The sequence below is a fragment of the Vibrio sp. TRT 21S02 genome, from assembly GCF_050113675.1.
GTDB lineage: Bacteria > Pseudomonadota > Gammaproteobacteria > Enterobacterales > Vibrionaceae > Vibrio.
Map to the genome: position 1 here is coordinate 1 of NZ_JBNJOI010000003.1, position 21,867 is coordinate 21,867.

The 21,867-nt window shown below is 43.0% G+C and carries 23 protein-coding genes, 1 tRNA gene and 2 pseudogenes; 14 read left to right on the top strand and 12 right to left on the bottom strand.

All coding sequences use genetic code 11. From position 1 onward, the window contains the following. Together hsdR and ACQEXU_RS04140 are read right to left on the bottom strand one after the other, a co-directional pair. The coding region (gene hsdR, locus ACQEXU_RS04135) for an EcoAI/FtnUII family type I restriction enzme subunit R (protein ID WP_427010074.1) at positions 1-1,061 on the bottom strand (1,061 nt) is incomplete at its 3' end. Between the two features lie 790 nt (positions 1,062-1,851). Further along, the gene (locus ACQEXU_RS04140) at positions 1,852-3,009 is read right to left on the bottom strand and encodes a MarR family transcriptional regulator (RefSeq protein ID WP_005480574.1); all 1,158 of its coding nucleotides are present in this window, start codon (positions 3,007-3,009) and stop codon (positions 1,852-1,854) included. A gap of 100 nt (positions 3,010-3,109) precedes the next feature. Between ACQEXU_RS04140 and ACQEXU_RS04145 the strand changes: the two genes are divergently transcribed. Then, positions 3,110-3,274, top strand: coding sequence for a helix-turn-helix transcriptional regulator (locus ACQEXU_RS04145; RefSeq protein WP_005480576.1), 165 nt, complete (start codon positions 3,110-3,112; stop codon positions 3,272-3,274). Positions 3,275-3,727: 453 nt separating this feature from the next. After that, complete coding sequence (locus ACQEXU_RS04150) at positions 3,728-4,543, top strand: restriction endonuclease (RefSeq protein WP_427009814.1); 816 nt, start codon at positions 3,728-3,730, stop codon at positions 4,541-4,543. 396 nt (positions 4,544-4,939) lie between these two features. Here ACQEXU_RS04150 and ACQEXU_RS04155 read toward each other — a convergent pair whose 3' ends face one another. The 9 genes and pseudogenes from ACQEXU_RS04155 to rpsU all read right to left on the bottom strand — a co-directional run bounded on the left by ACQEXU_RS04155 (position 4,940) and on the right by rpsU (position 12,096). Beyond that, entirely contained in the window at positions 4,940-5,404 is a 465-nt protein-coding gene (locus ACQEXU_RS04155; protein ID WP_025500613.1) for a hypothetical protein, read from the bottom strand. Then, positions 5,394-5,930 carry a type II toxin-antitoxin system MqsA family antitoxin gene (locus ACQEXU_RS04160; protein WP_427009815.1) on the bottom strand — a complete coding sequence of 179 codons (537 nt, stop codon included), beginning with the start codon at positions 5,928-5,930 and terminating at the stop codon, positions 5,394-5,396. The genes ACQEXU_RS04155 and ACQEXU_RS04160 overlap by 11 nt, the downstream gene beginning before the upstream one ends. Before the next feature lie 786 nt (positions 5,931-6,716). Continuing rightward, positions 6,717-7,052 (bottom strand): helix-turn-helix domain-containing protein, encoded by a 336-nt coding sequence (locus ACQEXU_RS04165; RefSeq protein ID WP_025500616.1) that lies wholly within the window; start codon positions 7,050-7,052, stop codon positions 6,717-6,719. A gap of 335 nt (positions 7,053-7,387) precedes the next feature. After that, a tRNA-Ile gene (locus ACQEXU_RS04170) sits at positions 7,388-7,463 on the bottom strand. Positions 7,464-7,607: 144 nt separating this feature from the next. Beyond that, a complete protein-coding gene (gene rpoD, locus ACQEXU_RS04175) occupies positions 7,608-9,464 on the bottom strand; it encodes an RNA polymerase sigma factor RpoD (RefSeq protein WP_427009816.1) in 1,857 nt (618 codons plus the stop codon). Between the two features lie 98 nt (positions 9,465-9,562). Then, positions 9,563-9,994: pseudogene (gene dnaG / locus ACQEXU_RS04180) on the bottom strand (DNA primase); the annotation flags it as partial. 80 nt (positions 9,995-10,074) lie between these two features. Beyond that, a pseudogene (gene dnaG / locus ACQEXU_RS04185) lies at positions 10,075-11,311 on the bottom strand (DNA primase); the annotation flags it as partial. 99 nt (positions 11,312-11,410) lie between these two features. After that, positions 11,411-11,854, bottom strand: coding sequence for a GatB/YqeY domain-containing protein (locus ACQEXU_RS04190; protein WP_367987348.1), 444 nt, complete (start codon positions 11,852-11,854; stop codon positions 11,411-11,413). A gap of 26 nt (positions 11,855-11,880) precedes the next feature. Beyond that, positions 11,881-12,096, bottom strand: a complete 216-nt coding sequence (rpsU, locus tag ACQEXU_RS04195) for a 30S ribosomal protein S21 (protein ID WP_001145625.1) — start codon at positions 12,094-12,096, stop codon at positions 11,881-11,883. A 254-nt stretch (positions 12,097-12,350) separates the two neighbouring features. Between rpsU and tsaD the strand changes: the two genes are divergently transcribed. Together tsaD and ACQEXU_RS04205 are read left to right on the top strand one after the other, a co-directional pair. Continuing rightward, on the top strand, positions 12,351-13,367 hold the full coding sequence (gene tsaD, locus ACQEXU_RS04200; protein WP_427009817.1) for a tRNA (adenosine(37)-N6)-threonylcarbamoyltransferase complex transferase subunit TsaD: 1,017 nt from the start codon (positions 12,351-12,353) through the stop codon (positions 13,365-13,367). Positions 13,368-13,488: 121 nt separating this feature from the next. Continuing rightward, the gene (locus ACQEXU_RS04205; protein WP_427009818.1) at positions 13,489-14,307 is read left to right on the top strand and encodes an alpha/beta fold hydrolase; all 819 of its coding nucleotides are present in this window, start codon (positions 13,489-13,491) and stop codon (positions 14,305-14,307) included. A 17-nt stretch (positions 14,308-14,324) separates the two neighbouring features. On the opposite strand, the gene plsY is transcribed toward ACQEXU_RS04205, so the two are convergent. Next, the gene (plsY, locus tag ACQEXU_RS04210) at positions 14,325-14,936 is read right to left on the bottom strand and encodes a glycerol-3-phosphate 1-O-acyltransferase PlsY (RefSeq protein WP_367987345.1); all 612 of its coding nucleotides are present in this window, start codon (positions 14,934-14,936) and stop codon (positions 14,325-14,327) included. Positions 14,937-15,149: 213 nt separating this feature from the next. On the opposite strand from plsY, the gene folB reads away from it, so the two are divergent. From folB to nlpD, 10 genes are all read left to right on the top strand, one after another. Next, on the top strand, positions 15,150-15,503 hold the full coding sequence (gene folB / locus ACQEXU_RS04215; RefSeq protein WP_427009819.1) for a bifunctional dihydroneopterin aldolase/7,8-dihydroneopterin epimerase: 354 nt from the start codon (positions 15,150-15,152) through the stop codon (positions 15,501-15,503). Further along, positions 15,500-15,994 carry a 2-amino-4-hydroxy-6-hydroxymethyldihydropteridine diphosphokinase gene (gene folK / locus ACQEXU_RS04220; protein ID WP_367987343.1) on the top strand — a complete coding sequence of 165 codons (495 nt, stop codon included), beginning with the start codon at positions 15,500-15,502 and terminating at the stop codon, positions 15,992-15,994. Before folB ends, folK begins: the two co-directional genes overlap by 4 nt. A 10-nt stretch (positions 15,995-16,004) precedes the next feature. Further along, the gene (locus ACQEXU_RS04225) at positions 16,005-16,808 is read left to right on the top strand and encodes an undecaprenyl-diphosphate phosphatase (RefSeq protein ID WP_427009820.1); all 804 of its coding nucleotides are present in this window, start codon (positions 16,005-16,007) and stop codon (positions 16,806-16,808) included. 187 nt (positions 16,809-16,995) lie between these two features. Next, positions 16,996-17,277, top strand: coding sequence for a cell division protein FtsB (ftsB, locus tag ACQEXU_RS04230; protein WP_367987341.1), 282 nt, complete (start codon positions 16,996-16,998; stop codon positions 17,275-17,277). Next, positions 17,278-17,988, top strand: a complete 711-nt coding sequence (gene ispD, locus ACQEXU_RS04235; RefSeq protein ID WP_367987340.1) for a 2-C-methyl-D-erythritol 4-phosphate cytidylyltransferase — start codon at positions 17,278-17,280, stop codon at positions 17,986-17,988. Beyond that, positions 17,985-18,473: a 2-C-methyl-D-erythritol 2,4-cyclodiphosphate synthase gene (ispF, locus tag ACQEXU_RS04240; protein ID WP_427009821.1), complete on the top strand. Its 489-nt coding sequence runs from the start codon at positions 17,985-17,987 to the stop codon at positions 18,471-18,473. The genes ispD and ispF overlap by 4 nt, the downstream gene beginning before the upstream one ends. A gap of 16 nt (positions 18,474-18,489) precedes the next feature. After that, positions 18,490-19,533 (top strand): tRNA pseudouridine(13) synthase TruD, encoded by a 1,044-nt coding sequence (gene truD, locus ACQEXU_RS04245; RefSeq protein ID WP_427009822.1) that lies wholly within the window; start codon positions 18,490-18,492, stop codon positions 19,531-19,533. Position 19,534: 1 nt separating this feature from the next. Next, complete coding sequence (gene surE / locus ACQEXU_RS04250; RefSeq protein WP_427009823.1) at positions 19,535-20,293, top strand: 5'/3'-nucleotidase SurE; 759 nt, start codon at positions 19,535-19,537, stop codon at positions 20,291-20,293. A 1-nt stretch (position 20,294) separates the two neighbouring features. Further along, positions 20,295-20,921 carry a protein-L-isoaspartate(D-aspartate) O-methyltransferase gene (locus ACQEXU_RS04255; protein WP_367987336.1) on the top strand — a complete coding sequence of 209 codons (627 nt, stop codon included), beginning with the start codon at positions 20,295-20,297 and terminating at the stop codon, positions 20,919-20,921. A gap of 3 nt (positions 20,922-20,924) precedes the next feature. Next, positions 20,925-21,845 (top strand): murein hydrolase activator NlpD, encoded by a 921-nt coding sequence (nlpD, locus tag ACQEXU_RS04260; RefSeq protein ID WP_427009824.1) that lies wholly within the window; start codon positions 20,925-20,927, stop codon positions 21,843-21,845. The last annotated feature ends 22 nt before the right edge of the window (positions 21,846-21,867 follow it).

Sequence of the window (21,867 nt, forward strand, 5' to 3'; positions counted from 1 at the left end):
AAGAAACCGTCTTCAATACCTTGCTTTAGAGAGTAGGTATAAATGGCGTCGCCAAAGTACTCGGTGTTAGACACGATATCGGTTTCTTTCGGTGTCGCGGTTAGCCCTATTTGAGTCGCAGAACCGAAATACTCAAGAATCTCGCGCCATGCGCTGTCTTCAGCGGCACTGCCACGGTGGCACTCGTCAACGACAATAAGGTCAAAGAAATCAGGATCGACCTGTTTGTATGCTTTTTGATGATCTTCTGGGCCAGTCAGGGCTTGATACAGAGCTAGGTGGATTTCGTAAGCGGGATCGACTGTTCGACCAGTGACTTTGGTCATAGCGGTGCCAAACGGCTGGAAGTCGTTGGTCTTAGTTTGATCGACCAGAATGTTTCTGTCCGCCAAAAACAGGATGCGTTTTTTAGCTCGGGACTTCCATAGTCGCCAAATAATCTGGAATGCAGTGTAAGTTTTGCCCGTACCCGTTGCCATAACCAAGAGTACACGGTTTTGTCCTGCTGCGACCGCTTCCACGGTTTTGTTTATCGCTTGTAGCTGATAGTAGCGCGGAGACTTACCGCTACCATCATCATGGTAATCTTGAGTAATGACTGGAAGGTGTTCGGTTTTGTAGCCTTTCCAAACGCAGTACTTGTCCCATAGTTGCTGAGGTGTCGGGAAGTCTTCAAGTCGAATTTCAGTTTCGAGTTGAGCTGGGTTGGTTTTGTCGTGGAAAATAAAGCCGTCGCCATTTGAGGCAAAGATAAAAGGGACTTCGAGCAGGCTGGCGTAATCTAGTCCTTGTTGCATACCTTTGCCGATTTCATGCTTATTCGCTTTTGCTTCGACAACGGCTAGAGGCATGCTCGGTTTATGGTAAAGGACGATGTCCGCAGATTTTACCTTTTTCCTCGCCGCTGCCTGACCACGAACAATGACTTTACCATCACGTAGTTTTACTTCTTGGCGAATCTGCGACATATCATCCCATCCCGCACCTTTGATAGCAGGAAGAATGAATTTCGTGATGATGTCGGTTTCAGATAGCTTTGATTTATTGATTGTCGATTCCATGCGATTAGCCAGCTCAGTACAAATGCATTTCATGACTATACCAAAGGATGCATAAAAGCAGAAAAGATACTGACTTATCAGTGAAGTGGGTAACGGTATGGGTGAGTCTCTAAGGCTAAGACTCTGAACATGCTGCCATCAATAGGTTTATGTGTGCAGTGAGAGTTTTGTGATGAAGCTACTGAGTAGAAGGTGTTGTCGAACAGTGGCAGCCTTTGTTCGATTAGAAGAAAGAACTTTCTGAAAGTTTTCCCCAATACCACTGAGATATTATCAAAAATATACTCTTGATCTGGGATGTGGTTTAAATTAAATATTGTCTTTACCTTGAATGTAATCTATAGGAAATAAAAACAAAAAAGGTTATTTTTATTTATTAAAATAATGCACTGTATGTTTGCCTAATTTTTTTAAACCAAAATTGCTTGGCACATTGTTTTGCCAAGATTGGCAGCGAAATCGTCAAGGATGGCAGAAAAAATGCCACAGCGGGCAGCGAATCTGCCAATGGTGGCACTAAAATTTAGGCCTAAAAATTAGAACATTTCGTTTGAGAATCCAAATTTTAATAGATGAACGTTATATTAGAATTATAACTTTATAATAATTATAACAGTTATAATAGTTATAACATGAAAAGGTCAATAAGTAAAAATTATTTTATTGCCATAATTATCTTGGCTCAATTTAATAATTAAATTATTCGTAATTATATTTATGATTTTTATTTGATTTAATAATTAAAAATGCAAAATAAATTCGATTGTTTTTTGCACAGTTACTTTGCTGTTTAGGAGAGCAATTGATGTTTTTTAATGATCTGGTGTACGCGTTGTCTGCTAAGCCCAAGCGTTCTAGCGATATCACTTAAGTTAGTTTTGCTATTCGTGGCTAGTTGTTGTTTTAACAGCTCTTTGATCAACTGGTGTTGTTCTAGATTGGCTCCATATCCAACGTCTGGTCCACGCTTAGTTTCAATGCTATTGATTCGTTCTACACATTCGAAGCGATGCAAGATCCCAATCAGTGTGGTCCAAGTATTCAACTCATTGAAAAGCGTTAGGCACTCTTTATCACTCCACGCGTTTGGTTCTTTAGGATCTAAACATCTCACTATTGCGATACACCATGATGACCATTGACCAAAATCATCTGACTTGATCTGATTTATTTTTTTATAGCTCGCTGGGTAGTTTACTTTACATGTCTGAACAATGTTCTTTGATAGCGAGAGCCAGTCTCCTGCCTTCGCGCTATCTTTGCAGTGACGTAGAAATACTCGTGGATGCGGCGCATAGCCGCTGACTAGATCATACAGTTGTCGTCCTAACTTTTTCTGTTTGTTAGGCTGTGCAAGATACTTTTCGTAAGCAGTGTTGTTCTGGTTGGGCAGGTGTTTCAATGCAGTGATAACTGCGTATTTTTGCTGTTTATAAAGTTTAGTGGACTTGATGGGATGGTGTTTTTCGCAGTAGTAGTGAGATCGGCTGCGTAGACGCCAGCATAGTGCGCAGTAAGGTAGAACACTGTTCCAACGAACCTCTTCTTCTTGATGTTGTGGAGTGAGTGAACGCAGATCCTTTAAGCCCAACAGTACTTGATCGGCATAATTGACGCGTCGTTGAGTATGAAGACTGAATCCACGTAGAGCTAGCACCGTTTCAATAAGTTTAATTGTTTTATTTAATCCACCGTAACTTTCGATGATCTCAGCAAGATGGATAGCATTAGAACGGCTGTACTTTTTGAGTATGGTTCCATGTTGTCTGAGTAACTTGGTAAACCATGGTTCCAGAACAATGTTCCGAGCGGCATCAACAGCGTATAAATACCCAGAGCGACGTCGCTGAGCAATTTTACAACCTCGATATTCGGCCTGTTTTTTTAAGTCATTAATTGCTGTTTCTAGCTGTACTCTCAATGCATTGCGCTTTTGATCTAAGTCCATTCGTTATCATGTCAATATGGTTTGTTGCTTATTCTATATTATGAGTTGGGCGATGAGAACCTAAGATGCGACTAAATAATAGAGAAATAAAGGTAATAAAATGTTTGTAAGACAAGAGCAGTTAGCGAAAGAGATCGGGGTAAGCGTAAGTACTTTGTGGCGCTGGCGTCGGGATGGAAAAATGCCACCTGTTGTTACGCTTAGTTCTAGAGTTGTTGGGTGGCAGAGAAAAGACATTGAGCGCTGGCTAGAAGAACAAAAATAGATGCAACTTGTTACTGCGAGAACAGTGTTCTCGCTTAACCTTCGTAAATATAAAGTAAGTCATTGTTTACATGATTAATAACACGAATAAAAATGCTCTTGCAGGAACCTTGTTCCTGCTTTTGTCTATCTCAGGGAGCTAATTTCTTCTTAAATCTTCATCAGTTGAACGGAGAACGATGTTCTCCGAATGGCGAAAGACAGAGTTAGGTATTATCCGACTCGTGTTTGGGTATATAGGCAAAGGCTGGTAGCGTTCAAACGCTACTGCGAGAACACTGTTCTCGCTCACATCATCAAAAACTAAAGTTTGGTCATTTAATTAATAAATAAAAATGCTCTTGCTAGAACAATGTTCTAGCTGTTTGTTCTCCCACTAAATACATGATTTAACTCTATGTATTAGGTCTGGCAATTGTGCTTTAATGCATTTTGATGCTTATTGGGAGGAGTTATGGCTCGGAAAAATGATGGAATTATTTGGCATTTGATGGATGCGCCGTGGTGGGTGAGTATCTTGTTCTCAGCAGGCATTTATGTTGGTTTATCTTTCCTATTGCCAGGTTTAGCGGCTCGCAGTGATAACTTCATCTTCAATGCCATTGGGCCGAATCTTCCGCAAATGGCACCGTATTTTGCTTTTTTGTTTTTAATTCCAGCTCCAATTGCGTTCTTTAAGCAGTATCAGCGAAAGCATAATTATCTTGCGACGACGTCTCAAATCAGAGCACACAAAAACACGACTCCGCTTAATTCCCTCAGTTGGATTGAATTTGAAAGCTACATTGGCGAGTACTTTAAGCAGCAAGGCTACGACGTTAAACAATCTTTCTCAAAGCAGGCCGATGGTGGGGTAGATATTTGGTTAACTAAAGACGGTGAGTTGAGTCTTGTACAATGTAAGCACTGGAAAGCTAGAAAAGTCGGAGTTCAAGTCTTAAGAGAAATGTATGGTGTGATGATCGACAATCGTGCTAGCAAAATGATCATCGTAACATCGGGAGATTTTACTTCTGAAGCCATCGCCTTTGCTCAAGAGAAGCGCATGTGGTTGGTTAATGGTAGCGAGCTAGTCCACATGATTGAAGATGGTCGTAGCTTTATGAATAAGCCAGTCATTGATGAGCCTACACCCGATCCTCATTCCAAGGTTTGCCCAAACTGCCAGTCTAGCCTTGTGATTCGTGTTGCTAAAAAAGGTCGTAATGCGGGTAAAAGTTTCTATGGTTGCTCTGCTTATCCTAAGTGTCGCTACACTTGCGACTGTTGAATGTGAGTGAAGATTTAAGCAGTCTAACCGTATAGAAGGGTGTTCTCAGAACATAAAAGTTAACCTTTTGAGTCTAGCTGCCTGAGAAGAATGCTACTGCGAGAACACTGTTCTCGCTAAAATCATCAAAAACTAAAGTTTGCTCATTTAATTAATAGATAAAAAAGCTCTCTTAGTTCTGAACCCTCTGATGGTAAATATATTAATAACAATTCTATTCTGAAACGCCTACCCCTTTATTGGTTTCTAGTAAAATAGAATGCTTAGATAAATATAGTTCGCCTAAATACCGCTTACTTTATGTGGCAATAGGATGTTTTTATGTCCGTAAGTGGCTTTGGGGGGAAATCGATCTAGCGGCTAAAAACCAGTGCAGTTAGCACTGGTTTGGCTTAGTTATTTAGTGAACTGTACGGTAGGAAGGACAACTCTTGGTAATCTCATGCGCTCACATTGGGAACTTAAATATTCTCGCCAGTATGGCCAAACATGGTAGCTAGCGTTTTTCAATGAAAACTCATCGATACATTCTTGTTCTAAAGGAGATTTTATTCTGTATTCTGCTATAAAATCACTTTCAATAGCAGCTTTGATATCTGGTTTCTCAGCATCTTCTGATGGAACGATCCATCGTGTGCCAAGTCGCACGAATACACGAAGTAATTCACCATCATCTTCAATCTGAATCGTTTCGCTCTTGTGTACAACGTGCATCTGTTGGATGTGAAGGTGTTCAATTTCACTATATGATTTAGTATCAAAATCGTCTGCACAGAATGCTCTTGTACTTTTCTGATACACATCTTCAATAACCAGATTTTCAATGGCTTTCTGTAAGTGGTTACTATTTTTAGTAGCCATAATTTGCCTCTAAACCAAACTCATGTTGACGCACTACATGAGTTCGCTTGATATTTAATTTATCGTGGAAATTTACTATTGCTACAGTCGTCCAGTCGGTAGCTATTTGACGCTTAACGCCTGCATTTGCCATCAGCTTATCGAGAGAGGCTGGAACATCGCGAGCTACCCTGATGAGCCTATCCATAGCTTCGGACTGTATTACATCATCAGACTCGTATTTTGAAAATGCCACAGGGCCGCCACCAAATATTTTTGCAGCATCCTCTTGGCTGATACCCCAACCCTTACGAAGTTCGCGCACTTCAACGCCTGTCAAAAGGCCTTGAACTTGCTTTTTGAAAGCAATCATTGCACGTTTATTAAAACGAGCATTTGCAGGGGTTGCTTGTTCACTTCCACATACATCACAAGTTGAAAATTGACTAGAAATTGAACCATGCTGTCCCATATGTTCAACATGGATAATTTCTTCTTGGGTACTCAAGTGGCCTTGTTCGCAGATCGGACAAATTTTAGTTGTCATTGCTCAATCCTTATTGCGAGACGTGGCATGACACAAGTAATAGAATTTTACCTGTCTTACCAATCGCAAATTTTACATAATAATTACAGCTCATATACTTATATGCATGCTCTCGCCATTCCTCTCTTTGTAAGCGGTAGCTATCACATGCTGCCCAAGGTCCAGTTGGCTTTTGAACGCACCACTCAGAATTCACGTATTGGCCTTGGGTTATGGCTTGTCTTAATAAATTTTGGATATCGTCAGTATCAAGTGCAAGTGATTCTATATTGTGTATACACTTGCGGGTCCAAGGGATAGTCGTATTTCCCTCAGATTCGAGAATTTTTAGAACGTCGTCTACCATATACAATGGTCCATCGATATGGATACGTTTATCTGTTGTGGCAGTAGGTGGTTCCTGTTCAAAAGCACTAACGTTGAGTTGATTATTTACCATTATGGTAAGTTTTTCCAGTTGTTTTTTATGATGTTCGCATTTCAGAATCCAAAAATGCGTTGATTTGTGCTCTATATTACATGGTGTGAAGCGCATATGGCAATGAACAGAACCTTACAATATTGGTCGATTAATCTTGTTCCTCAAGTCTCACTATCCTTTAAATTTTCAGTACATCTTCAATTTTTACACCAAGGTCTCCAATCGTGGCTTCGAGCAGATACTCACTCTCTGTTTAGAATCCAATCATCTTCACACGTAAATTAGAATTCATTATCTTCATTGCAGGAAGAATCAAACGACCAATTTTGGTATTCGTACCGATAAATACGTCTAACTGTTGTAACTTACTCATACCAACCGTCCTCATTGCTTCTCACGCTGTTTTCAGCTTGGGAGGTTATCTGGCTGTGTGGACGAACAAATATGTTTAAATCGATAAGGCGTAGCGATAGCCCTAAGATGTCCATGAGGACGAGTACATTGGCAAAGGTGACACTGGTATCGCCTTTTTCTACCTTCATGACGGTTCTACGAGATAAGTTGGCTTTTGAAGCGAGATCATCAATACGCCAGCCTCTATCGGTGCGCTTTGAGCGAATGGCGCTCCCCAGTGTTTCCATACTGAACTCGGTATTCAAATCAGGCATAGGTTGTGCCTTTACCATCTTCCCTTTTTTCATAAGTGCCTTTTAATGTACTTTTGTCACTATTGGGTTCGTTTTAATATATAAGTTCACTATAACTCACTTTTGTTGTGACTGTATAAGAAATTATCTATAAGTGCAATTTAAGTTACTTATGGTTGGTTTGCGAGTTCAATACCTCTCTTTGTTCTCTATGAGAGAGTTTTATCAGCCAGAACGACATATTTGGCAACAGCGTAGTATTCGGATTAGTATTGGAAGAAGGCAGAGAAGAGTGCGTGATCGGGGCTTACCTGACCCATTACCTGACCCAAAATCGTCAGGTACAAAAAAAGGTTAGTAAACACTACGCTTACTAACCTTCTGGAATTTGGTGGCCCCTCCCAGACTTGAACTGGGGACCAATCGATTATGAGTCGACTGCTCTAACCACTGAGCTAAGGGGCCAACGTAGGGTGAAGATTATAGGGGAAGCCCTTGGTGCTGTCTAGCCACTATAGGGGGTAATTACGCTTAGTTTTTATCCACTTAAACCATAGAGATACAAAAAAGGTGAGCTTTTGCTCACCTTTTTATTATTTATCGCATGGTTTACTCATCAAGGAAGCTGCGTAGTGTTTCTGAGCGACTTGGATGACGTAGTTTACGTAGTGCTTTCGCTTCAATCTGACGGATACGTTCACGCGTTACATCAAACTGTTTACCCACTTCTTCTAGCGTGTGGTCGGTATTCATGTCGATACCAAAACGCATGCGAAGTACTTTTGCTTCACGAGGCGTTAAGCCTGCAAGTACATCACGTGTTGCACCTTTTAGGCTCGTTGATGTTGCAGAGTCAAGTGGTAGCTCAAGCGTTGTATCTTCAATAAAATCACCTAGATGCGAATCTTCATCATCACCGATTGGTGTTTCCATTGAGATTGGCTCTTTCGCGATTTTCAGCACTTTACGGATTTTGTCTTCTGGCATTTGCATGCGCTCAGCCAACTCTTCCGGTAGCGGTTCTCGACCCATCTCTTGAAGCATCTGACGAGAGATACGATTCAATTTGTTGATGGTTTCAATCATATGAACAGGGATACGAATCGTACGCGCTTGATCTGCAATTGAACGAGTGATCGCCTGGCGGATCCACCATGTCGCATAAGTAGAGAACTTGTAACCACGGCGGTATTCGAACTTATCTACTGCTTTCATCAGACCGATGTTACCTTCTTGGATAAGATCCAAGAATTGTAGGCCACGGTTGGTGTATTTCTTCGCGATAGAGATAACCAGACGCAAGTTCGCTTCAACCATCTCTTTCTTCGCTCGGCGTGCTTTCGCTTCACCAATAGACATGCGGCGGCTGATGTCTTTGATACTTTGAACAGTTAGAGACGTTTCTGATTCAATTGCTTTTAATTTAGCGATTGAACGACGGATATCATCTTGGCTTGAGCGGATTTTATCTGCATAAGGCTTATCAGATGCTAAGATTTCGTCTAACCATGCCTCTGAAGACTCATTACCAGTGAAAAGAGCGATGAATGATTTCTTCGGCATCTTTCCGTATTCAACGGCAGCTTTCATGATCAGACGCTCTTGTGTGCGAACGCGTTCCATGGAAGTACGTAGTTCATTAACTAAGTAGTCAAACTGCTTTGGTGTTAAACGGAATTCTTTGAAGACTTCCAGCACCTGATCTTGTGCAGCTGATGCTTTCGCACTTTCACGGCCATGTTCGTTAAGCGCAAGCTGGTAGTTTTGGAAACCATTTCGTAAGTCGGTGAATTTTTCCAGTGCTAGCTCAGGGTCGATACCTGTATCTTCTTCTTCGCTATCTTCTGAATCCTCATCTTCTTCGTCAGTGTCTTCTTCATCTTCATCAGCAAGTTCAGACTCAGCTAATTCTGAGCCGATATGGGTTGCCGTTGGTGCAGTGGTTTCTTCTGCATCAGGGTCAACAAAACCAGTGATCAAGTCGGTTAGACGAAGCTCTTCAGCTTGAACTTTATCAAACTGTTCAAGAATGTAAGGAATCGTACCTGGGTATTCCGCGACAGCGTTTTGAACTTGGTTAATACCATCTTCAATACGCTTAGCAATATCAATTTCGCCTTCACGGGTTAATAGTTCTACAGTACCCATTTCACGCATATACATGCGAACTGGGTCAGTAGTGCGACCGATTTCACTCTCTACACTTGAAAGTGCGGCTGCAGCGGCTTCTGCGGCATCTTCATCGGTAATTGTATCGTCATCGTTCAGGGCTAGATCATCAGCATCCGGTGCAGTTTCTACTACACGAATACCCATATCGTTGATCATCTGAATGATATCTTCGACCTGCTCGGAATCTACGATTTCTGCTGGCAGGTGGTCGTTTACTTCGGCATAGGTCAGATAGCCTTGTTCTTTGCCTTTAATGACAAGAGTTTTTAGCTGTGACTGCGGATTTTGATCCATAGACGGTATCCAACTTAGTATCTGGTGAAGGAATTAGTATGCGAGTTGCAAACCACACATAGTAACAAATTAATTGGTTGCTGACTATTCAATCAGGGTTACGCTTTCAAATCTAACATTAATGCTAGTAGCTCCCTCTTTTCATCGGTTGATAAACCGACGCTTCTTTCTTTGGCCTGCAGGTTCTCAATTTGTTTCTCGACGCATTGGGCAAGTATTTTGTCCAATGAATCTAAAAAGATGTCTTGTTCATTGTCGTCATCGAGTGGGATCTCCCATCCAGCGAGACGAGACAGAAGGGCTTCATTACTTCTGTTGCGCCAGTTTTCTAGTAACTGGCCGGTGTTTATATTGGGGTGCTGTTGACAATATTCAAGCACCTCAACAAATAAACTTAATCCAGGCACTGTTAACTCCCTCACACTTGAGAGGTCCGGTACCATTTGAGCATAGCTTGGATTCTGAATAAGCAAAGCGATTACTTCACGCATTGGTGTGCGTTTGATCTCTTTATGTGGTTGAGGTCGCTGTTTTGATTCTGCGGGTAAAGCCGGTTTTTTATAGATGCCAGTTTTCTGTTCTAAAACCCTAAGCAGCTGATCTTGCAATGATTCATCAGGGACTTTGTGAATGAGTGGTAGCGCCATTGCTTGCAATGCTGCTTTACCTTCGTAGTTGCCAACATCCACTTGAGAAAGCAAGGTCGAGAACAGGTATTTAGATAGTGGTTCAGCATTTTTAACTTTATCTTCAAACGCTTCTTTACCATGCTTACGAACGTAACTATCTGGGTCTTCACCATCTGGCAAAAATAAAAACTTTAATATGTTGCCGCTTTTTAGGTAGCCAAGGGCATTTTCTAAAGCACGCCAGGCAGCTTCTTTACCTGCACGGTCGCCATCGTAACAACAAACGACGGTATTCGTTTGCCTAAATAGAAGTTGTAGATGATCGCCCGTGGTTGATGTACCAAGTGATGCGACTGAATAGTCGATACCATATTGCGCAAGGGCGACAACGTCCATATAGCCTTCAGTGACTAAGATCTGTGGCGGCTCACGATAAGCCTGCAGGACTTCATAAAGGCCATATAACTCTTTGCCCTTATGGAAGATAGGAGTTTCCGGTGAGTTTAGGTATTTTGGGGTGCCATCACCAAGCACTCGGCCACCAAAGCCAATGACTCGGCCGCGTCGGTCGCGTATTGGAAACATGACGCGTCCACGAAAACGATCGTAGCGGTTACCTTTATCATTTTCGATCAACATACCACCTGAGACTAACATGTCCTGTGCTTGTTTTTGTTGACCAAAGTTTTTTCGGACTAAGTCCCACTCATCAGCAACGTAACCAATGCCAAATTTCTGCACAATTTCCCCAGAAAGCCCACGATCTTTGAGGTAATCGATAGCAACCTTGCTGTTGGCTAACTTGAGTTGGTTACGATAAAACTGCGCAATACTGCCCATTAAATCGTATAGATTGCGTTTTTGTTCGGTATTGGCTCGTGGTTGATTGTTAAAATTGCCACTGCTGCCACTTCGTTGTTCTCGTGGTACGTCTAAGCCTAATAAAGACGCGAGCTCTTCGATCGCTTCCACAAATTCCAAGCGCTCAAATTCGATCATAAAATCAATGGCATTACCATGAGCACCGCAACCAAAACAGTGATAGAACTGCTTCTCTTGGCTCACGCTAAAGGAAGGCGTTTTTTCGTTATGGAAAGGGCAGCAGGCGCTGTAGTTTTTACCTTTTTTCTTAAGTTTTACGCGTGCGTCAATAATATCGACGATATCAAGTCGAGCGAGGAGGTCATCAATGAAACTGCGAGGGATGTGTCCTGCCATAAAACCTTAGAAAAATGTACTAACTGAAACAAAAAGGTAGATACAAACAAGCCGTGCATTCCGAAGGATAGCACGGCTTGTTGTAATAAGGTTGGGAGTTTAAGCCAGTTTAGCGCGAACTAAACCACTTACTTTACCCATATCTGCACGCCCTTGAATCTGAGGCTTAAGCACACCCATCACTTTACCCATGTCTTGCATGCCAGCCGCGCCAGATTCAGTAATTGCATTTTCAATCAATGCAGCCACTTCATCGTCAGTCAGCGGTTGAGGCATAAAGTCCTCAAGTACAGCGATTTCAGCTTGCTCAGCATCTGCTAAATCTTGACGATTTGCAGCTTCAAATTGAGCGACAGAGTCGCGACGTTGTTTAACCATTTTGGTCAGCACAGCAAGAATGTCGTCATCAGTCAGAGTGATCTGCTCATCAACTTCACGTTGCTTAATTGCCGAAAGGGCTAAACGAATAGTGCCAAGGCGCGTTTTGTCCTTGGCTTTCATCGCTAATTTTTGCTCTTCTTTGAGCGTATCAATAAGAGCCATAACTATAATCCTTTAGGACTTAGTTATTAGTACAGGCGAACGCGACGAGCGTTTTCGCGAGCTAGCTTCTTAGCGTGACGCTTTTGAGCTGCTGCTTTAGCGCGTTTGCGAACTGTAGTTGGTTTTTCGTAGTGCTCACGACGACGCACTTCAGAAAGGATACCTGCTTTTTCGCAAGAGCGCTTGAAACGACGTAGTGCAACGTCGAACGGTTCGTTTTCACGTACTTTAACTACTGGCATATGCCTTTCACCTCAGGGGTTAATTCGTTAACGCTGATTTCTAAGTCCCAAGCTCTAGTGCTCGGTCTATAATCAGCTTGATCAAAAATGGTGCGGAATTTTAATCCGATCACAATGGCTTTGTAAAGCCTTTTGTCGATTATATACCCGAGTAACTTTTACTCGCCAGTTTGAACATGATTTGTTTGCAAGGCGAACTCGGGGTAAGATTGCGCCCAATTTAAAAGACAGGACAGAACCACTCAGGGTAAAGCATGCGTATTATCGGTATTGAAACTTCTTGTGATGAAACAGGCATTGCCATCTATGACGATGAGAAGGGGCTACTTTCTCATAAGTTATACAGTCAGGTGAAGTTGCATGCAGACTACGGTGGTGTCGTGCCAGAATTGGCCTCTCGTGATCATGTGAAGAAAACTATTCCGCTGATTAAAGCGGCGATGGCTGAGGCTCAGTTGACGCCACAAGATATTGATGGTGTTGCTTATACAGCAGGCCCTGGTCTTGTTGGTGCATTATTAGTTGGTGCCACTATTGGTCGCAGTCTTGCTTACGCATGGAACGTACCTGCCGTCGCCGTTCATCATATGGAAGGACACCTGCTTGCGCCGATGTTAGAAGATAACCCGCCACCATTCCCATTTGTTGCGGTTTTGGTTTCAGGTGGTCATTCGATGATGGTGGAAGTGAAAGGGATTGGCGAATATAAAATCCTTGGTGAATCCATTGATGATGCAGCGGGTGAAGCGTTTGATAAAACAGCAAAGCTGATGGGGTTGGATTATCCCGGTGGTCCTATGCTTTCTAAACTCGCTGAAAAAGGAACGCCTGGGCGTTTTAAATTCCCGCGTCCAATGACGGATCGTCCAGGGCTTGATATGAGTTTTTCTGGTTTAAAAACTTTTACTGCTAATACCATTGCGGCAAATGGTGATGATGAACAAACCCGTGCCGATATCGCTTATGCTTTTGAAGAAGCAGTCTGTGCCACATTAGCAATTAAATGTAAGCGTGCGTTAGAGCAAACGGGTTTTAAACGCATTGTGATTGCCGGTGGTGTAAGTGCTAACCGACGCCTACGTGCTGATCTAGAACAGCTCGCCAAAAAGATTGGTGGTGAAGTTTATTACCCACGCACAGAATTTTGTACCGATAATGGTGCAATGATCGCTTATGCGGGTATGCAACGCCTGAAAAATGGTGAGCTAGCAGACCTATCTGTTCAAGCAACTCCGCGTTGGCCAATTGATCAGCTAGAGCCTATAGCGTAAAAATTGAATTATAGAATCAGCCGCTCAAATGAGCGGCTTTTTTATCGCTGTTCAGAGTTGCTAGAAGAGTGATAAATGGTATGGTTTCATTTTATAAAACTGGATTATGGATAACAGTCGTATGAACAAATTTGTCGTCGATGGTCGTGAAATGGCGTATCAGGATGTAGGCCAAGGCCCGGTCATTGTATTTGGTCACAGTTATTTGTGGGACGCTAAAATGTGGGCTCCCCAAGTTGAGGTATTAAGCCAGTTTTACCGATGCATTGTTCCGGATTTATGGGCTCATGGTGAGTCTGACTTTGCTCCGGTGCAAACGCGTTCATTACAAGATTACGCGGATCATATTCTCGCGTTGATGGATAGCTTGGACATCGAACAATTTTCTATTGTTGGTTTATCCGTGGGAGGGATGTGGGGAAGTGAAGTTGCGGTAAAAGCGCCAGCTCGCGTTCAAGCCTTAGTATTAATGGATACGTTTGTTGGTTTAGAGCCTGAAGTTACTCATAAAAAATATTTTGCCATGTTGGAAGCGATCTCTGCGGCTCAATTGGTCCCTGAACCTGTTATTGAGGCGGTCACACCACTATTTTTTGCGCGAAATGCGAAGCAAGACTCCCCTCAATTGGTTGAAGGTTTTCGTCAACACCTTGCTCAATTAAAAGGAGAGCAAGCTGTGGAAGTAGCGAGAATCGGACGAATGGTCTTTGGTCGCAGGGATTTAATTGAAGAGATCGAAAAGCTAGCTTTGCCTGTTCTCATTGCCGTTGGACAAGAAGACATTCCCCGTCCGGTGTTGGAGTCGTATCTGATGCATGATTGCATTTCAGGTTCTGAACTCATGGAGATCCCTAAAGCGGGCCATATATCCAACCTAGAACAAGTAGATTGTGTCACCAATATGCTGACTCAGTTTCTGAGCAAGGTTTATTCCAATTGATATAAATAAGGTCTCATTTACGAGGCCTTATTTAATCCATTCTTTTTCTCACCCACTTTAGGCTCTGTACCATCAATTAAGCGTTTAATATTTTGATGGTGACGTAACACTATTAAGCAACAGAGCATGGCGACAGGGAGGGTATATTGAGGTTTGATAAGCCAAGTATAGAGTGGTGCTAGCAGTACGGTTACAATGGCGGCCAGTGATGAATAGCGAAAAGTGAATGCGACGATAAGCCATGTCAGCAGTAGCGCCGCAGTTAAGTCTAGGCCTATTGGAGCAATGGCACCGAGTGCAGTTGCAACGCCTTTTCCCCCTTTAAAGTGAAAAAAGATGGGATACATATGACCAAGGCAGGCGGCGATAGCAACAACACCCAGTACAACGGCATCAATATTTAAAAAGTAGCCGCTCCAAACCGGTATGGTGCCTTTTAACATATCGCACAATAAAACCGAGGCTGCGGCTTTTCTTCCCCCAATGCGCAATACGTTGGTTGCTCCGGGGTTATTGGAACCGACGCCACGAGGGTCAGGTAAGCGCAAAAGACGGCAGATCAACACCGCACTGGAGATCGAGCCCAGAAGATAGGCAAAAATGATCATAACAAGTGCAAGTGGCGTCATAGAAGCGTTACTCGTGTGAAACAGATGTTAGTCAAGCAAGTAATTGATATCATACCGTGCTTATATGCCCAAGTAACCACCAATATGCATGAATACGTTCAGCCTCGGTAGGTAAGGGATAAAACGATGAAATAAATCGTTTACTCGTAGAGATAGTACGACTTTTTACTTAAATTAGGTATCCGACCTGTATAGGAAAGGGCAGTAGTAGCAATGGATAAAGTATTTATAGACCAATTAGAAGTGATCACGACAATTGGCGTGTATGACTGGGAACAAGAGATTAAGCAAAAGCTGGTGCTTGATATTGAAATGGCTCATGACAATCGTCCTGCTGGTCACAGTGATGATGTGCAAGATGCATTGGACTATGCGCAAGTAAGCCAAGTCATATTATCTCATATTGAGGGCGGTCGCTTTTTGCTGGTTGAACGTGTTGCTGAAGAAGTTGCTCAATTGATCATGACTCAATTTGCCGTTCCTTGGATTCGTATTCGATTGACCAAACCAGGAGCCGTACCACAAGCGAAAGGTGTTGGCGTGATCATTGAACGAGGTCAATTATGATCACAACCTATATTGGGGTTGGGTCGAATATTGAACGAAAGAAGCACGTTGAAATTGCATTAAAAGAGCTTTGTCAACTAGGTCAAGAGCTAAAACTGTCTACCATTTATGAATGTGAGCCAGTTGGTTTCAAAAGTGATGCGTTTTACAATCTTGTCGTAGAAATGAAAACCCGTTTGGAATTGAGAGATTTTTCACAGGCCCTACGTACAATAGAGCGCGCATGGGGACGGGAAGAGAATGCTCAGAAGTTTCAACCTCGAACCATTGATCTTGATATCATTTTGTTTGGGGACATGATTTCAGAAAATTCTCCGGAAATCCCCAGGAGCGATATCTACAAATATCCCTTTGTTATTCAACCACTTTATGAGTTGTGTCCTGAACGGATCATCCCTAAGGATGGACGTACGGTGCAACAAATTTGGCAGAATACAAAGCAATTGGATTCGCTAATCCCTGTCGAACTCTGGTTCGATATTAACGCTTAATGAGTTTGTAATGAGTTATTTTGAAGCATTTATACTGGCTTTAATCCAAGGCCTGACTGAATTTTTACCTATTTCTAGTTCTGCACACCTGATCTTGCCATCAGCAATATTAGGTTGGGCCGATCAGGGGTTAGCATTTGACGTTGCTGTGCATGTGGGCACGTTAGCAGCAGTCATGATTTATTTCCGCAAAGAGGTGGTAACACTTCTCAGTGCATTTTTAGGCTCTATTTTTAAAGGTGATCGCAGCAAAGAAGCCAAGTTAGCTTGGATGATCATCATTGCTACGATCCCTGCGTGTATCTTTGGCCTAGTGATGAAAGACTTCATCGAATTATACTTGCGTAGTGCATGGGTGATTGCGGTGACCACGATTGTTTTTGGTCTGTTGCTTTGGTACGTCGATAAAAACTCTAAGTTGGCGGATGATGAATATCAGGCCGACTGGAAAAAAGCGTTATTCATTGGCTTGGCTCAAGCTGCTGCGATAATCCCAGGTACATCCCGCTCTGGTGCAACGATCACAGCGGCGCTATACCTAGGCTTTACTCGTGAAGCAGCTGCACGTTTCTCATTTCTTATGTCAATTCCTATTATCTTGCTTGCTGGTGGCTATCTTGGTCTAGAGCTTGTGACAAGTGGCGAACCGATTCATTTTGGCTTTTTGATGACGGGCATTCTGACCTCTTTTGTCAGCGCATACCTTTGTATTCACTTCTTCTTGAAGATGATTTCTAGAATGGGTATGACGCCATTTGTTATTTATCGCCTAATTCTAGGTGTTGGTCTTTTTGCTTACCTTGCACTGAGCTAACACAACAAGCCTAATTTAGGATGAAAGAGTCACTGGCAATGAGATTGTCTAGTGACTTTTTTGTTTAAAAGCAGGTTAATTCTTATATCCTGTCAGAACTTTATAAGACCACATATCTCTACCTCGCCTGAAAAGCTGCGATGTGGTATATATGTGGTCTTGCTTTATTCCTCTTCTAATAAATATTATGCGACTGTTTGCCTTGACCTTATTGTTACTTCTCGGTTGGCTACAATACACATTGTGGCTCGGAAAAAATGGTATCTCTGACTTCCAAGCCGTCACCACCGATACTGAGGTTCAAAATCAGGTGAATACCAACCTCAAAGAGCGTAATGATAAGATGTTTGCAGAAATTGATGATTTACGTCAGGGGCTAGATGCCATTGAGGAGCGTGCTCGTCATGAACTTGGAATGGTTAAAGAAGGGGAAACTTTCTATCGCCTCATTGATGAGGATGCAAAATAAATGATGCAACCTGCTTCTTCTCTTTATGCCGTCGTTCCTGCTGCTGGTGTCGGTAGCCGTATGAAGGCAGATCGTCCCAAGCAATATTTAATGATTGATGGGATGACAATCTTAGAGCATACAGTGCGCCGCTTACTTGCTCATCCTAGGATTGAAAAGGTGGTGGTTGCTGTGACAGATGGTGACCCATATTTTGCTGAACTTCCTTTAGCGACAGATCCTGACGTCATTCGTGTTTCCGGTGGGAAAGAGCGCGCTGACTCCGTTCTTTCTGCATTACAATACATAAAGCAGAATCGTTTAGCGCAATGGGTGATGGTGCATGATGCTGCCAGACCATGCGTAAAACACAAAGATTTAAATACATTGATTGACGTCTCTCAAGCTCATCCTGTCGGCGGTATTTTAGCGTCCCCGGTAAGAGATACGATGAAGCGGGCTGATGGCAATAAGAATATTGATCACACGGTTGATCGGGAAGCGCTGTGGCATGCACTCACTCCACAAATGTTTAGAGCAGAACTACTAACGCAGGCACTTGAGAGCGCATTGAATGCAGGAGCGGTTATTACTGATGAAGCTTCTGCTATCGAGTGGACAGGGAAATCACCCGCACTTGTTCAAGGTGACTCCGACAATATAAAAATAACTCAGCCTGAAGATTTAGCGTTAGCAGAGTTCTATCTTAAGAGAAATAAGGAATCCTCATGATACGAATAGGCCATGGCTTTGATGTCCATAAATTTGGTGGCGAAGGCCCAGTGATCATCGGTGGTGTTGCTGTTCCATATGAACAAGGGTTAATTGCTCACTCCGATGGTGATGTTGCTCTGCATGCATTGTGTGACGCGCTGCTTGGTGCGATTGCGGCGGGCGATATTGGACGCCATTTCCCAGATACTGATGATGAGTGGAAAGGCGCGAATAGCCGAGATTTATTACGTGATGTTTATCGCCGCGTTAAAGAGCAAGGTTATGTACTCGGGAATGCAGATGTAACGATTATGGCTCAGGCTCCGAAAATGGCACCGCACATTGAAGCGATGTGTCAGGCTATAGCTGACGACCTAGAGACAGATTTGGCGAATGTGAACGTCAAAGCGACAACCACGGAACGTTTAGGATTTACAGGCCGTAAAGAAGGCATTGCTTCAGAAGCTGTTGTCTTGCTGCAAAGGCGCCAAACTACCGTTTAATTATATTGAGAACATTATGTCAGACATGTTGTCTTCATTGGCTTATTTGAACAGTAAGCCCGTTGCTCAAGGCAAGCTAAAAGCTCAGCCTGAACATTTTAAAGTGAATGAAATTCTAGGTTATGAACTAGAAGGTCAAGGCGAGCACTTGATGGTTCGCATTCGTAAAACCGGTGAAAATACCAGCTTTGTCGCCAATGAATTAGCAAAAGCATGTGGTGTAAAGTCAAAAGATGTCAGTTGGGCTGGGCTTAAAGATCGCCATGCCGTAACCGAGCAGTGGCTGAGTGTTCATCTTCCTAAGGGAGAAACACCAGATTTTACTCAGTTTCTTGCAAGTTATCCTTCTATCGAGATCTTACAGACAACCAGACACAATAAAAAACTGCGTCCAGGTGATTTATGGGGTAACCAGTTTGAAGTGACATTGTCTGAAGTTACCGATGTTGATGATGTGCTTAGCCGACTAGAGACGATTAGCCAAAAAGGTGTTCCGAACTATTTTGGTAATCAACGTTTTGGCCGAGATGGTAATAATGTTGAGGAAGCAAGGCGTTGGGGGCGGGAGAATGTTCGTACCCGTAACCAAAACAAACGTAGTTTATATTTGTCTGCCGCTCGCTCTTGGATTTTTAACCACATTGTTTCTGCACGTATTGAGCAAGGTGATTTCAACCATTTTATCGAAGGTGATATTGCGTTGAACAATGGCGAGGTGCTCAATGTAACTCAAGAAAGTCTGTCTGATTTTAATGCTAAATTGGGTAATGGTGAGCTTCAGATTACCGCAGCACTGGCGGGGGATAATGCCCTACCTACACAAGGGAAGGCATTAACATTAGAGCAGCCTCACTTGGATGCGGAACCGGATCTAATGGCTTTGATCCGTGGTAACCGGATGCGTCATGAACGCAGAGCGATTGCTCTCTATCCGAAGGATCTGAACTGGACGGTTGATGGCCAAAACATCACCTTGTCATTTTCATTAACTTCTGGAAACTTTGCGACAGCGATCGTACGTGAATTAATGGAAGAAATTGTAGTAGAACGCGAATACTAATATGAATGGACGCTCTTTAAAGATCTTAATCAGTAATGATGATGGTGTGTATGCGGAAGGGATTCGAACATTAGCAAAAGAGCTAGAATCCATTGCTGAAGTGGTGATTGTGGCTCCGGATCGAAATCGCTCCGGGGCTTCAAACTCTCTCACGCTAGAACAGCCTCTGCGTGTTAGTGAGATAGAACCCAATGTTTATTCGGTTCAAGGGACACCAACCGATTGTGTCCATTTCGCTTTAAATGAACTGCTAAAAGATGATTTACCAGACCTAGTGCTATCGGGAATTAATCACGGTGCAAACCTAGGCGACGATGTGCTTTACTCTGGAACGGTTGCTGCGGCAATGGAAGGGCATTTTCTCGGTGTACAATCGATCGCTTTTTCATTGGTGGGTAAGAAGCATTTTGCCACGGCTGCGACGGTTGCAAAAGAGATCGTGCTCCAGCACTTGTGTAATCCAATCCCAACCAATCGACTTTTGAATATAAATATCCCTGATTTACCCGAAGAGGCGCTTATGGAGACAAGTGTTACTCGATTGGGTGCTCGACATCACGCGGAAGAAATGATTAAGCAGCAAGATCCCAGAGGCCATGATATTTATTGGTTGGGACCTCCCGGCAAGGAACAAGATGCGGGAGAAGGGACAGACTTCTATGCAGTAGAAAGGGGCTCGGTGTCGGTTACGCCACTGCAAGTCGATCTAACCGCACATGAGTCGCTAAGAAGTATGGATAACTGGTTGAAGGATAAATAAGATGACAAAACCACATGCCGACAAATTAATAGAGTTTCTTGTCGCTAGTGGCATCAAAGATCAAGAAGTGCTGAACGCGATTTATGCACTTCCTCGTGAGTTTTTCGTTTCTCAAGCGATGCGTCATCAAGCGTATGACAACAACGCGTTGCCTATTGGACTTGGGCAAACGATCTCACAACCGTACATCGTAGCAAAAATGACAGAAAATCTGGAACTTACACGAAAGAGTAAAGTCCTAGAAGTCGGCACGGGTTCGGGGTACCAGACTGCGGTCTTATCGCAACTGGTTGAACATGTGTATTCACTGGAACGTATTAAATCATTGCAATGGGAGGCGAAGCGTCGTCTTAAGCAATTGGATATTTATAATGTTTCGACAAAGCATGGTGATGGCTGGCAAGGTTGGCAAGGGAAAGCGCCTTTTGATGCGATTATCGTGACAGCGGCCGCTAACAAAGTTCCTTCTGCGCTTCTTGAGCAGCTAAGTGAAGGTGGTGTGATGGTGATTCCTGTAGGGACCGAGGATCAACAATTACTGAAAATTACTCGCCATGGAGGTGAGTATCAGTCTGAACTTATTGAAATGGTACGATTTGTTCCCCTTATTGAAGGTGATCTCGCTTAAATTATGTCTTTAAAGCTTTATTCACTCATTATATTCGCATTATGTAGCACTCTGCTTGGCTGTGCTGCACATTCCCCTGCGCCAGTTTCTGGGTTGAAGAAAGATTATGACTCTATCCCTCGTGGTAGCTATCGAGGTAGTTTCTACCAAGTGGAAAAAGGCGATACGCTATACTTTATAGCTTACGTCACAGATAAAGATGTAAAAGAGATCATTCGTTACAATAAGTTGCAGCCACCTTATACCATTTATCCAGGACAAAAATTAAGATTATGGCGCCCTGCCTATAAGCCGCCTGCATACGGTGGAACAGGAGCTGGGCCAGCAACAGGGGCTGTAGCGTCGACAACCACTGCTGTTGCCGCGACAACCGTGACCAAACCGAGTAAAAGCTCAAATCAAAAGGTTACAGCATCAAGTTCGAAAAATAACCAAAAAGTGGTGAAGAAAGATCCGCCAAAGAAGGTTGATCAATCGAAACCAAAGGAGTATGTTGAGGCTACTGGTAAACAAAATGTTAACAAAATAGTCAGTACTTCAAAACCAAATAATAATAAAGTTTCCAAATGGTTGTGGCCAACAAAAGGGAGAGTGATCAAAAACTTTTCTGCTGGAGACCAAGGGAATAAAGGCATCGACATCGCAGGACAGCGAGGTCAGTCAATAGTCTCAACAGCAGGTGGCACCGTTGTTTATTCGGGTAACGCACTGCGTGGTTACGGTAACCTTGTCATAATAAAACATAACGACAATTACCTCAGTGCATATGCGCATAATGATCGGTTGCTCGTACACGAAGGACAGAGTGTAAAAGCAGGCCAAAAAATTGCGACCATGGGTAGTTCAGGCTCCAATAGTGTTCGCTTACACTTTGAAATTCGCTATCAGGGTAAGTCGGTGAATCCAAAACGCTACTTACCGTAACAATTTACTTGTTAAGAGTAAT